General features: G+C 44.1%; 13 protein-coding genes. 8 read left to right on the top strand and 5 right to left on the bottom strand.

The window, feature by feature from the left end; genetic code table 11:
• The first annotated feature begins 69 nt into the window (after positions 1 to 69).
• The 4 genes from NTE_RS01405 to NTE_RS01390 all read left to right on the top strand — a co-directional run bounded on the left by NTE_RS01405 (position 70) and on the right by NTE_RS01390 (position 3,017).
• Positions 70 to 381, top strand: a complete 312-nt coding sequence (locus NTE_RS01405; RefSeq protein WP_148699403.1) for a hypothetical protein — start codon at positions 70 to 72, stop codon at positions 379 to 381.
• Positions 382 to 564: 183 nt separating this feature from the next.
• A complete protein-coding gene (locus NTE_RS01400) occupies positions 565 to 2,199 on the top strand; it encodes a sensor histidine kinase (protein ID WP_148699402.1) in 1,635 nt (544 codons plus the stop codon).
• Between the two features lie 167 nt (positions 2,200 to 2,366).
• Entirely contained in the window at positions 2,367 to 2,744 is a 378-nt protein-coding gene (locus NTE_RS01395) for a hypothetical protein (protein WP_148699401.1), read from the top strand.
• Positions 2,745 to 2,777: 33 nt separating this feature from the next.
• The gene (locus NTE_RS01390; RefSeq protein ID WP_148699400.1) at positions 2,778 to 3,017 is read left to right on the top strand and encodes a hypothetical protein; all 240 of its coding nucleotides are present in this window, start codon (positions 2,778 to 2,780) and stop codon (positions 3,015 to 3,017) included.
• Between the two features lie 695 nt (positions 3,018 to 3,712).
• Here NTE_RS01390 and NTE_RS01385 read toward each other — a convergent pair.
• Positions 3,713 to 4,228: an ArsR/SmtB family transcription factor gene (locus NTE_RS01385; RefSeq protein WP_158384952.1), complete on the bottom strand. Its 516-nt coding sequence runs from the start codon at positions 4,226 to 4,228 to the stop codon at positions 3,713 to 3,715.
• A gap of 213 nt (positions 4,229 to 4,441) precedes the next feature.
• Here NTE_RS01385 and NTE_RS01380 point away from each other — a divergent pair, with 213 nt between their 5' ends.
• On the top strand, positions 4,442 to 5,923 hold the full coding sequence (locus NTE_RS01380) for a hypothetical protein (RefSeq protein WP_148699398.1): 1,482 nt from the start codon (positions 4,442 to 4,444) through the stop codon (positions 5,921 to 5,923).
• A 481-nt stretch (positions 5,924 to 6,404) separates the two neighbouring features.
• Here NTE_RS01380 and NTE_RS01375 read toward each other — a convergent pair whose 3' ends face one another.
• Positions 6,405 to 7,007: a hypothetical protein gene (locus tag NTE_RS01375; RefSeq protein ID WP_148699397.1), complete on the bottom strand. Its 603-nt coding sequence runs from the start codon at positions 7,005 to 7,007 to the stop codon at positions 6,405 to 6,407.
• Positions 7,008 to 7,622: 615 nt separating this feature from the next.
• On the opposite strand from NTE_RS01375, the gene NTE_RS01370 reads away from it, so the two are divergent.
• Positions 7,623 to 8,774 (top strand): site-2 protease family protein, encoded by a 1,152-nt coding sequence (locus NTE_RS01370; RefSeq protein WP_148699396.1) that lies wholly within the window; start codon positions 7,623 to 7,625, stop codon positions 8,772 to 8,774.
• Positions 8,775 to 8,860: 86 nt separating this feature from the next.
• On the opposite strand, the gene NTE_RS01365 is transcribed toward NTE_RS01370, so the two are convergent.
• The 3 genes from NTE_RS01365 to NTE_RS16190 all read right to left on the bottom strand — a co-directional run bounded on the left by NTE_RS01365 (position 8,861) and on the right by NTE_RS16190 (position 10,099).
• Positions 8,861 to 9,256 (bottom strand): DUF6766 family protein, encoded by a 396-nt coding sequence (locus NTE_RS01365; RefSeq protein ID WP_148699395.1) that lies wholly within the window; start codon positions 9,254 to 9,256, stop codon positions 8,861 to 8,863.
• Between the two features lie 144 nt (positions 9,257 to 9,400).
• Positions 9,401 to 9,544 carry a hypothetical protein gene (locus NTE_RS16195; RefSeq protein WP_158384950.1) on the bottom strand — a complete coding sequence of 48 codons (144 nt, stop codon included), beginning with the start codon at positions 9,542 to 9,544 and terminating at the stop codon, positions 9,401 to 9,403.
• Between the two features lie 393 nt (positions 9,545 to 9,937).
• Positions 9,938 to 10,099, bottom strand: coding sequence for a hypothetical protein (locus NTE_RS16190; RefSeq protein ID WP_158384948.1), 162 nt, complete (start codon positions 10,097 to 10,099; stop codon positions 9,938 to 9,940).
• 247 nt (positions 10,100 to 10,346) lie between these two features.
• Between NTE_RS16190 and NTE_RS01360 the strand changes: the two genes are divergently transcribed.
• Entirely contained in the window at positions 10,347 to 10,700 is a 354-nt protein-coding gene (locus NTE_RS01360) for a hypothetical protein (protein ID WP_148699394.1), read from the top strand.
• A 347-nt stretch (positions 10,701 to 11,047) separates the two neighbouring features.
• Complete coding sequence (locus NTE_RS01355) at positions 11,048 to 11,665, top strand: ribbon-helix-helix domain-containing protein (protein WP_148699393.1); 618 nt, start codon at positions 11,048 to 11,050, stop codon at positions 11,663 to 11,665.
• The last annotated feature ends 47 nt before the right edge of the window (positions 11,666 to 11,712 follow it).

Here is an 11,712-nt window from a genome sequence, read left to right as displayed (position 1 = left end):
CGGACCTTTGGCTAAAGTTGGACGTTTGACGTATGTCATTATAATTCTGGTGCTGCAGGTACATACCTTATGTCTAAGGATCACGCGATTGACCGTATAGATTGGAAGGTGCTTAAAGGAAAAGAAGCACGCGGAGTAAATGAAAATGTCGACTTTGGAGAAATTCATGAAATGGGAAATACTTATATTGTGACAAAGAAAGGCTTGGCAACGAAGGACACATATTATCTTCCCAAGGCTTTGGCCCAGAAGTACGACGGAAGGACGGTATGGTTCAACATTACGCAAGACCAAAAGGGACGATTTAGGCGAGAGTATCCTCCCAGCGACGAAGAATATTCAAAATATAATACAAGCATGGATTCACTGGCGGACAAGTGAAATCATTTTCTACGCCTTGGGCATTATCCTACAAAACCTCAGTAGCACGGTCTAGCTCATACAAAACTATATCAACCTCGGGACAGGCAAATACATTAGTCATCAATCATCAGAAAAGCCCAAGAATGGCATATTCCTAAACAATGACCTTAAAAGGCAAAAGATTCTTCGTTATATAGGCTCATGGGGGACTCTTCAGAGGATAAAGTGACCATGGTTCAAGGTTTCGATAATATTGTCCAGGCTGTAGAGGACGCTCTAAATAGAACTGAACAAAGATGGGATGCCTGCTTGGACGCTGCAACTCCTCGCATATCTGCCAAAATGATAGGCAAAGCCCATCAAGAAGCAAGGAAAAGAAAAGTTGCCATAAGGTACATAATTGATATCACAAAAGATAATGTCGAATACTGTAAGCAAATAATGGCCAACAGCGGCGCGGAGATTCGTCACTCGCCGGGCATTCAAGGAAGCTTTGGTGTAAGTGATGATGTGTATATCTCCTCCATTCGTCCGATCGAATCTAACGGCCACCACGTTTATGGAATACAGAGCACTCTTAAACCGATTGTAGAACACCATAGGTCGATTTTTGATACTATGTGGAAGACGGCCATACCCGGTCGCCTGAGAATTCGAGAATTGCAAGAGGGCATAAGCATTCCCTTGCTGGAGGTCATAGAAAATACCAGAGAGTCGCTTGACCTTGCGTATTCAAAAATAATGTCAGCCAAGAGTGAGGTACTCATTGTTTTCTCTACACCCAATGCGCTTCGACGGAACCTTCCAGGAAAGGGCTTGGAACTTCTAAAGACTGCCGTGAGTCACAACGTGAAAGTCATGCTGCTTATTCCCAATGATGTTCAGCTAGAAAATGAGATAAAACAATTAAGATTGGCCATCCCGCAGATCGAGATTAGAAGTATTGACGAAAGTTTGAAAACAAGAATTACCATTATCGTGATAGATAGAACCGAGTCTTTCATTTTCGAAACAAAGGACGATAATGCAGTCACTTTAGATGATGCGTTAGGGGAGTCAACGCACTATAACAGTGGAGCGACCAGTCTATCTTTTGCATCCATATTCGATAGCCTTTGGAGGCAAGCAGGGCTTTATGAAAAACTCAAGGAGATGGAGTCAATGAAAGACGAATTTATCAATATAGCAGCCCATGAGCTGCGAACGCCCGTGCTTCCAATAGTTTTATGTGCAGAAAATCTTGAAGACAGCTTGCCAGAAAATGAAAACGTCAAGGTCATATTGCGTAATGCAAAACGCATGACTAAACTAGCCGGCGACATCCTAGATGTTAGCAAAATTGAAAGCAAGACGTTTAGGCTACAAAAGCAAAAGAGCAACATAGTCCAACTCATCGAAGAGGCAATTCAAGATGCGCGACTGAAGATACCTGAAGGACAGCAGGTTGACATTATTTTTGAATCCCTACTGCCGCCCGCTTTGGAAGAAATGGTCATAGATAAAAATAGGATTAGACAGGTGCTAGAAAATCTTCTTGCGAATGCTATCAACTTTACAGACAACGGCAGCATACGAGTATCGGTAGAAAAGGATGCGGAGAACCAAGGTTTTATACGCACAAGCGTAACCGATAGTGGTAAAGGAATAGATCCATTAATAGTGGATAAGCTATTCGGCAAGTTTGTATCGTCTTCACAAAAGGCAAAAGGAACAGGCCTTGGCCTGTTTCTATGCAAGGCCATAGTCGAGCAGCACGCAGGCAAGATATGGGGTAAGAATAACATCGATGTCAAGGGAGCGACTTTTGCGTTTACTCTTCCTTACGAGGCGTCTTAGAATTGATGAATTGCTTTGACAATGGGCGTTAAAGCCCTTCTTCCAGATTCAAGACTCCATAAACGAGATGAGCGAGTCGGCAGAAAATAATAACGCAATAGTTTTTCAATCTTGATTATCCAATAAAAGAGACTTTATTAGTGAAGAAACTAATAGTAGTAGAAAATATGACTGGCGCCAGCAATTCAGATTTAAATTCCATTCTTGAAATGAGGGCTGACGTAACCTTCGCCGGGTTAGTCCTCAAAGGAAAGCCACTTCAAATGCAGTTGAGGCCTGGCGTGCCAATGCCCTCAGAAAATGATATGCAGAGAATGCTTCTTCAAGTAGAGATGTTTTCAAGTATGATTTCGACAAATGAGAAGGTAGCTGGAGAGACCCAGTTCATACTGATTTCTCACTCTAACGTTAAAGTGTTAATAGTGCCGCTAGTAGCAAACAATAACAATAATACTGGAAAAACTCTAGTCGTTACATTTACTCAGTTTAAGGGCATAGAAAGCCTCGTTAGACTAATTCTTGAAAGAGCAAAGACTCTCAAGTAGAAAAACAACAACAACCTTCATGGTGAGTTTCAGATGGGTGATATCGACCTCAAACAGTCCATCACTGGTAGAGAACTAAAAAGAGCGATCGAAAAGGCTTTTGCTATCTTGGGTTACTCTGGAGTAGATGCACTTCTTTCTGATCTAGAAGGTCACGGAATCGCCCTTAATTCTGACAAGCAATATCAATTGGACGAAATAAACGTCATTTTCGAGAACCTCTTTGGCCCAGTTTCGAATTTGATGATAAATAAGATACTTCATGAGCTTTAGAGACTAGTGATTCTCTCTGAGATGCAATCTTGCATCACTTCTGTTTCATTCATCTAGCACAATAATAAAAGGACATACAGGATGCAATTTCACAACCTTTCGACCCACAAAGGATATGCTATAAATCATCAGGTACTGTTTGTTTTAGAACTGTGGGAGCGACCGACAAGCATCATTGTTTTGCCCGGTTGCTTTTTTTCTTACGCGTATAGTCATGTCAGTTATTGTCCCGCTAGGGGCAGAGTAAAAGAAAAAGTCGCACCTCTTTCGCTATCTTTATTATCCTTGTTGTTCTCCGCCCATATTCTTCCCCCCGTGAGCCTCGACGATGTTTTGGTTTGAGTTTGCATCTGTTCAATGCTCTCGTCAACAGGAATCAGAATCCGAACCCTGACATTGTTTCGGAGAGCCGCCCGAATTACATCGGCCCCGCCTGACTGCGCCTGCCGGCGAAATGCGCTGGCCGTGGAAAATAGCAAGGACACTTCGGCTTTGGCAGAGCGGATCATCTCCCATGCCCTGTTTAGCCCTTCTCTCGGATTGCGGATAACTTCAATCCCGGATTGCTCAACTCCTTTTTCAATGTCTCCTTGACGTCTGCCGCAAAAAATACTTCAAGAACCCGTGATTTTACACTCTCATTTAACAAAATCTCGATGGAAATATGGCCGCAATTAGGTAAAAGAACGGCAGTGTCAGGTCATCGCCCTTTTTATCGCATCAGCGTATATCTTGTACACTGCTTCTTCAAGTCCCGAGTTGAGATCTTGCTTAGGATACTCTTTTGCTGCAAGGACAAGGGCCTGAGAGATCTTTTCTGAAAGGGCATTCATTGCCTCTTGTGTTGAAGGTACTGGCGCGTGTGAATCTTTAAAGAGAATAGTGGAAACTATTCCACGAGTTCGTTCAAGACTGACGGGATAAAAGTAGCGTGCAATATTCTTGGGAAGGGCGTCTAGATCATAGACAAAGAGGTAAGCCGCCGGAGCAAAGAATTTTTGTATTGCTCCGTGTTTTTCTGTTTCCCTTTTTACCATGATAACCAATTTCTTTGATCTAAGGACCTTCATGTGGTGGTTAAGCGACGGAGTGGCCAATCCAAGCTCGCTTGCCAGCTTTGCCTGGGTCATTGGTTTCGTTCGCAACAATTCAAGTATAGCCCGCCTCATCGGGTCTACGAGTATCTTGGCAACAGCTAGGTTATCAACCACATATACAACTCTCATCTGCTTGTATACGCTGATTCGTTAATATCGACCGGTTAAAAGGGATTTTGGAACATTTGCAAGCCTTTATTATATAAGATATGTCTAACCGTTAGATTTATCTAATGTTGATTTACAAAGAATATCATGACCTTGCGCGGCCTGACGCTTTACTCCCATTGTCTTTGGTTTGAAAAAAATGCCAATGCAGTAATATTTTTGGTTATTGCAACTCTCCTTTTTGCTGCAGCAGGGAACCTCGGGCAAACAGTATTTCTAAGTCAGAAAGCCTTTGCAGACGGCCTTACGCAGGAAAATCTCCCGCCTGCAACATTTGGAAACAAGCAAGCCGCGCTTTTTGTCAAGATCAACCCGCCCATTTTGACAACAGAATCCAAGCAGGACGCCTATTTGCAGTTCAGGTTGTTTGACGCCAAGACCAACGAGACCATAAAGTACCCGAATCTTTTGATAGCTATATACAAGGGCCTTGACCCGAAAGCCAAACCACTGCTGCAGGACGCTTTCGTGAGCCAAAACGGATTGCTGACGCTAAAAGTAAAGCCGCAGCCAGGCGACATCCAGATTCAGGGAAACAAAGATGCATTCACCAACGCTTGGCAGGCAGACTATGGAGGAACAGTTAACATTAGTGGGCCTGTGCTATTGGACGGTGGCCTCTATCGCATAGATGTCAGCGTCCTTGGCATCGACTATCCTCAGAACCTATTTGCAGACAAGGATGTCAAGTCGTTTGAAACTGCCCTCTCTGTAGGTGACGTGTTCAACCAAAATGTCCAGTCGGAAGGCAAGACATACCCAATGTCGATAATCTCGTACTACGACAAGGTGGAGGACTTCAAGTTTGACGCCAATGCTAAACAGTACTCCTGGGCAATGCCGTTTAACTGGAACACATCAAGGATACAGAATGCGCCAAACGTCTTTGTGCATGAAGAGGTAAGGGTGCCCAAGTCGTTTACGGGCGTGGGCGATGCGTCGGCATTTGACGCCAAGGTCAACGGCAAGCCAATAGCGGGCCGCATGCTGGCAGTCGACCCGTTCTCTGATGAAAATAATCTGATACTGCACTTTCTGATAAACAAGAACGACATACTGGACATGGCAAGAAATGACCCACCTGCCGATGGAAAGATGACATTTGCATTCTCTCCAGCCGGCGCCTCTGAAGGGCAGCAGACATCCGGCGAGATATCCACCGACACGGGAGGCATACACGCGCTCCTGAACTGGACTCCCGGCCAGCTCAAGGCCGGCGCAGAGACAAAGCTCGACATCCAGTTTGTAGACGCGTTTGCTGGCACCAACATCTCCGACCAAGACGTCAAGTACGACCTAAAGATCTTTGACAAGAATGGAAAAGCAGTGGTTACAAAGACGGACCAGACAGCCCAGGGCGGCAAGGGTGAGCAGGCCGGATTGAACTTCCCCGCCGACGATACATACCGCGTCGAGATCACGGTCAAGGGCCTTGTCAAGCAGGGGCAGTCTCCTGACCTTACAAGAAACGGGATAGCTAGGGGCGCGGTCGTCGTCCCAGAGTTTCCTGCTTCTGCAAGTGCATTTCTCGCTGTAGGAACTGCAATTGGAGTAGTAGTGTTTGTACAGAGAAGGTTTGGCAAAAGGAGGCTTGATCGTGAGGGCGGTAGTAATAGAGGTGACATTGCCCGCACAAAATGAAAGGTCGAGATGTAGAGGTTGATGGCCATGATATAGGGGGTGATGATGATAACTAATGGCATCGTCGAGAAAAGGGCGGACGGTGCGCAGACGCCGATCCTCTTCTTCGAAACAAAAAAGCGTAAGAAAATACGCATGCGGCTGTTTTATACAGTCAAGTGACCGCTGCAACGCATTCTTTGTGTCTCTCTGCGACTATCACAGGGGAGAAATGAACACAACGTCTGCCTCGCTAAAACAGCTTGAAGATAAGATGCAGAGCGATGAAATAAACAACAGTAAAAGTGGAAGGGTACGTGCCACAGCCACCTAAAGGTGCAGAAAGTAGAAGAGATCTTGTGTAAACCTAGTAATTCAGATCTGTACATGCAGCTACTAGTGTTAGCTTGACCGCATCCGCATGTATGCTTGCATCTGCCTACATCAGCTTTTACTTTGCAAAAAAAGAAAGGGGAGAAGAAGAGAAACTACTGTAAAATTATCAGTAGTCGTCTTCTTCATCGTCGCCGTTGTCGTCATCATCATCATGGTGGTCGTCTTTGCTATAGTTGTCGTGGTCGTCGTCGTTATCTTCGTCAGTGTCACACCAGCTGTCGCCATCGTGTCTTTCCTCAGTATTCTTCTTTTCGAATTCGTACGAGTCTTTGTGCTCGCGCTTGTACTTGTCATAGTCACTAGAGTCCTTTGAGCCGCTGCCGCTTCCATAGTCGTACGATGACTTGTCTTTGTCGTGGTCCTTGCCGTTATCGTCTCCGTTGTGATTGTCATAACTGCCATTGTGGTTGTCGTCATTGTCGTCACCATTCTTGCCATTGTTCTTGTCATCATTGCCATAGTCATACTCGTACGACTTGCCCTCGCCACTCTCCTTTTCGTGTTCTTTATAATCCTGCGACTTCTTGAACTTGTATTCATAGTCGTAGTTCTTTTCGGTCTCTTTCCAGTATCCGCAATTCTTGTAAGAGTACTCGTCACCTTTGGAGGCATGCGCTGCTGTTGGTGCCACTGCCACGGAGGCTATGGCTGCTGCACCGAGAACGGTTAGAAAGAGCATCGCTGCTCTTTTGTGTGCCAGGCTTGACATCGAGACATCATACCGTTTTCCCAATTATTATACACCCAAGCAATTACATCACATGATTTTGTCATGGCTACGCCTTAGTATAAAAGAATCATCAAAACTAATGCATAATCTCATACTCTGATAGCATCAAGCAGCGTCTTGGCACTATGGTTCAACATGGTATTTTCACGCGATACTATCTTACGTCTGCAATGTGTACTCTTTTTATCGTCAGCTGTTCACAATGGGATAATAAAATTCACAATGATGCCCTTACGAGGCCGACAAGCCAACAAAATGTGCTACTGCTACTTTACTATTTACCGGGTAGGCTCTCAAGTTTTCATGCTGATCAGACGGTAAGCAAAGCGTAAGAGCAGAGAGGCGCTCTTCTTGGATTAGTTTTTACTCATTTGCATTTACTATCTTCCGCCTTGCTCTCTAACTTGTGCTCTCTCTCTAAAAAGCGCACGCTAAAGGGATGAATAGAGAAATGTAGAGGGAGATAGATAGAGAACAGGTAACGTTCCAAGCAAAAGAAGCAGGGCGAACCCAGACATAACTAACTAACTAACCAATTTAAGTCATTTCTGCCAATATCTAGTACAGTGGATTAAGAGAGAGAGATAGAGAATCATGTCAGTTCAGATCGGCAGGGTCAAAGGCGTTCCAATACGTCTGCACTTTACGCTGCTTATCGTGTTTTCCCTCGTTACATGGTCGCTTGCGGCCAACTTTATGCCACAATTCTTTCCGGGCCTTAGTTCGGCTGAATACTGGATCATGGGAGTAGCAGGTGCAATATTGCTGTTTATCTCCGTCCTTTTGCACGAGTTATCGCATTCTGTACTGGCAATGAGATTTGGCATAAAGGTCAGGCAGATAATGCTCTTTATCTTTGGAGGCGTTTCTGACATCGAAGAGGAGCCTAAGAACCCTCAAAAAGAGTTCCAAATAGCCATTGCCGGACCTGCCACGAGTTTTGTGCTATCTGCAATCTTTGCAGGGCTGTGGGCGATATCTGCTGCTATAAATGATGTGCCGGTTTTTGAAGGAATAATGCTGTACGGCGCAATCATAAATGCGCTTTTGGGAGCATTTAACTTGCTTCCGGCTTTTCCTCTGGATGGAGGGAGAGTTTTACGCGCCGTTCTTGTAAAGAGGACAAAGAGAGACTTTGATCAGGCTACCGATACTTCGGTCAAGGTGGGAATAGCAATATCCTATGTCATGATGGGTCTTGGATTTGTCACGATTCTGACTGGCAACGGTTTTGTCAGCGGCATTTGGCTTATTCTCATAGGATGGTTCTTGCAGAGCGGAGCACAATCCTACAGGTACCAGCACGAGCTGACCGCGATTCTGTCAAAAGTAAGGATGAGAGACATCATGAACATCTCGTTTATCGCCATACCGCCAGAGACAAGCCTACAAGAATCTCTGCAGCGCTACTTTTCAGTGTATATGAAAAGCGCGTTTCCAGTGACTGATGCAGCAGGTAGGCTTCTTGGTATGGTAACTCTGAAGAGAGTGATGGATTCTAGCGGTGATGATGAGTCCAAAAGACAAGTGCTCACTGTCAGAGAGGTCATGATGCCTCTTGAAGAGCTCAATGTCGTCAGTCCGGATACTAGAGGTGACGAAGCGGTCAAAAAGATGACCAGCAGCGGCATTGGCAAGATCTTTGTATGTGACTTGGAGGGCAGGCTTCTTGGTATGGTTACCAAGACAGACCTGCTTAATGTAGTAAGTGAAAGGCAGGAATACTCAAAGACAGTTACAAGGTAGATAAAGATAGAGGAGGGGGAGGGAGAGAGAGGGACCGGTAGGTAATAGGATGGACGCATGTAGACACACGCGTATGTGCGCGTGACTCAGCCGCTTTTGTAATACTTTTTGTCTATCTCATCAAGTGACGCCTTTACCCTCTCAGGATTCTCTGCAAGCACCTTTAGATTATTTATCAGCAAGTCAATCTTTGCTTCCATCCTTTCGCTTGACTCTTTTGACTGAGGAGAGCCAACGTACAACAGAAAGGAGAGGCCTCCAACTTGCCACATCAGCTGTAGAAATTCAGACTGCCAGTTTTCCATGGTATCGCGCATAGTTTGATTGAAGTAGCCTGTAGCCTCTATGGGCTGGTTGTGTTCTTGCTGCTCTTGGACGTATGCAAACCATGCAAACGTCCAATGAACTGTCAGGCTGACAACAAAAAAGCCAAGGGTAATCCATATGTAGCCTCGCTTGCTCTTTTTTAGAATGTCTAGCATACAGGTTACTTGTACAATTCTAAATATAATGAGTCTTGTAACGTGCTTCTGTAAAGTAATATACAATTAGAATAAAGATAGACTTTGAGACGATGAAAGCTAATTAAAAAGAGGTGAGGAAGGAGACACACACGCATGTCACTACTACTTTAGTGCGTCCTTTACCTTCACTTTTGCCTTATTCAGAGTCTCCGAACTTGGCTTGCCCTTTGCATGGTCTACGTCAGTCTTTATCTTGGCTTCAGCGTCTTGTACTGCTTTTTTCGCATCTTTGACAGGATCTGTCATATGCAACCAAGATTACGTAAATGTAATCTTAAGGAGTTTTTAGAGCCCTCGACCTTCTCGATTGGACCCGATTCCCTTTCCGGCACTACTTTTACGCTCAATAACAATTATCGCGGCGAAAAAGCATCTTTCGCTACCTTACGATGTCTAATAATAGAAGAATAAGTAAGACGTTGTTGTTGTAATGCTATAACATGTCAAGAGCGTATATGCATGCAAATGCGTTTTTCAAACGACGATGCTGTGAACGACTTTTTGTAGTGTTGCTTCAAGCGTCATCATACAGGGAAATCTTGAAACTGCGACCGGAGTGATATACAGTCAACACAAGGATTGTTTAGATATATACTTCTTCAAACAACATTTGGAAGGTTGAGCCAGATCTCGAATTCATCATGAAGCATAAGCTTGGGCATTACCTTGATGCCTTTCTAATATTGACAGTATGCCGTTATGAAATTGCTTCAGTTCGTCAATGGTTGGTGAACAATTCTTCACCGCATCGATGTTGACACCTAAAGCTTTGAGGTTTTCATAGATCTTGTCAGCTGTCATTGTTGCTTCTCGTTGATCGTCGTATAATCTGGCTTTTCGTCTTTTCATCATGTGACGAACCACACCAGATTATTAATGGATTGCGGATATTTGTGCTAGATAATTTACAAAGCATGACATCATTGGTCAAATGGCTTAAATAGAGATCATGGTATCTATAACCATTGACTGGCGTCCGTCCCGGAAATGAACTTCACACACCTACACTTGACCTATCAAGTGCTCTGCATCAATGGAGGGAGGACCTATGATCCACAAACTAATTGCAGATACGGAGAATATTGCGGACGCACTACTGATCAATTTGGAGGCTACGTTTGGCACTCGAGTTTTTGAATCCATTTCAGCAAAGATCTCCGAGGAGTACCTGGGCGGTGAAATGGACATTCGAGCCGCCATAATATACAGGCCAGACCTCTTTGAACGTGCTTTCATTGGGATGCTTGGAGATATAGGTGAAAGAATCCTTGCAAACATTTGGTGTTCAAAGCTTCGGGAGCAGTTTGAACTCGATTCAAGCGTGACATATCACAAGGCGGGAGACCTTGTCAAGTGCATCCAGACTATACGTGCAAGGGCAAATAGAAGGTCTTCCCCTTAAGTGGTGGTATTGTAAACTATCACAGCTGTTTCCATCCACGGCTCGATTCGCTTTTATTGCACATGACAATTCGCCGGCATACTTGTGCTTTCCAGTAGGGCATGAAGGGTGAAGGCTTATCAACATGGTTTACAAAGTGATGTGACAACTTGAGTGCATGTTTTTATTTAGAACACCATATCATGCGTCGCTGAACACCCATACAGAAGAAGAAATGGATTTTGTGCTTTACTGCATTTTTTTAGGTTTTTACAAGCCACAAAAACCACTTTAAAAGAATATTCTGTACTTTTCATACCATAGCCCTTTAAGTTCGATGCGGGTAGGTAATTCTAGGCTTTTAGACCATGGCAAATAATTCCAGCATCACATTTCGCGTTGATGACAATAATATTGACAAATTAAGAAAACTCGCGGACGAAGAAGGCATGTCGTTGAACACATTGATAAATAGGATTCTGGAATCTTATCTCGAATGGGAGTTTATCGCGCCAAAAGTAGGATTTGCTCCAATGCAGAAATCAGTCCTGAAGGATCTTTTTGACTATGTGCCTGAAGAAAAGTTAAAGGAAATTGCAACAAGGGCAGCAGATAGCTTTGAAGACGAGCTTCTTATGATGCGTGGAAAAGTAGACTTGGATGCAGTACTTGCCATCACAAAGAATAGAGTAAAGAGATCTGGCTTTACATTAAGAGAATTTAGCAAGAATACTGAGAACGGCGGTGCTGGAATAAAACTGGTCTTGCAGCATGATGTGGGACATCATTGGGGTGTCTTCTCAAAAACCTACATCGAGAGATTGATAAATAATGTAGGCTATCCCGTAAAGATAGAATCGACAGACAAATCCTTAACTATAGAGATCGGGGAACCTGATGGAAAAGCAGGAGTAGCAGGATACAAGCTACATCATGCTGCTGTAAAATCATCAAGTATGAAAAAACAGCAACAAGAGGCTAGTTAGTCCTGAGAGCCAAAATATTACTGGCTACATGGGCTGGCAACTTATTG

The sequence above is a fragment of the Candidatus Nitrososphaera evergladensis SR1 genome, from assembly GCF_000730285.1.
In the GTDB taxonomy this organism is placed as follows: domain Archaea; phylum Thermoproteota; class Nitrososphaeria; order Nitrososphaerales; family Nitrososphaeraceae; genus Nitrososphaera; species Nitrososphaera evergladensis.
The sequence above is the reverse complement of the archived record's forward strand: the minus strand, read 5'-3'. Positions and strand labels throughout refer to the sequence as shown.

Coding starts and splice junctions, on each gene's coding strand:
- NTE_RS01405 (WP_148699403.1), top strand. CDS start 70: ATGTCTAAGGATCACGCGATTGACCGTATAGATTGGAAGGTGCTTAAA.
- NTE_RS01400 (WP_148699402.1), top strand. CDS start 565: ATGGGGGACTCTTCAGAGGATAAAGTGACCATGGTTCAAGGTTTCGAT.
- NTE_RS01395 (WP_148699401.1), top strand. CDS start 2,367: ATGACTGGCGCCAGCAATTCAGATTTAAATTCCATTCTTGAAATGAGG.
- NTE_RS01390 (WP_148699400.1), top strand. CDS start 2,778: ATGGGTGATATCGACCTCAAACAGTCCATCACTGGTAGAGAACTAAAA.
- NTE_RS01375 (WP_148699397.1), bottom strand. CDS start 7,007: ATGTCAAGCCTGGCACACAAAAGAGCAGCGATGCTCTTTCTAACCGTT.
- NTE_RS01370 (WP_148699396.1), top strand. CDS start 7,623: ATGTCAGTTCAGATCGGCAGGGTCAAAGGCGTTCCAATACGTCTGCAC.
- NTE_RS01365 (WP_148699395.1), bottom strand. CDS start 9,256: ATGCTAGACATTCTAAAAAAGAGCAAGCGAGGCTACATATGGATTACC.
- NTE_RS16195 (WP_158384950.1), bottom strand. CDS start 9,544: ATGACAGATCCTGTCAAAGATGCGAAAAAAGCAGTACAAGACGCTGAA.
- NTE_RS16190 (WP_158384948.1), bottom strand. CDS start 10,099: ATGACAGCTGACAAGATCTATGAAAACCTCAAAGCTTTAGGTGTCAAC.
- NTE_RS01360 (WP_148699394.1), top strand. CDS start 10,347: ATGATCCACAAACTAATTGCAGATACGGAGAATATTGCGGACGCACTA.
- NTE_RS01355 (WP_148699393.1), top strand. CDS start 11,048: ATGGCAAATAATTCCAGCATCACATTTCGCGTTGATGACAATAATATT.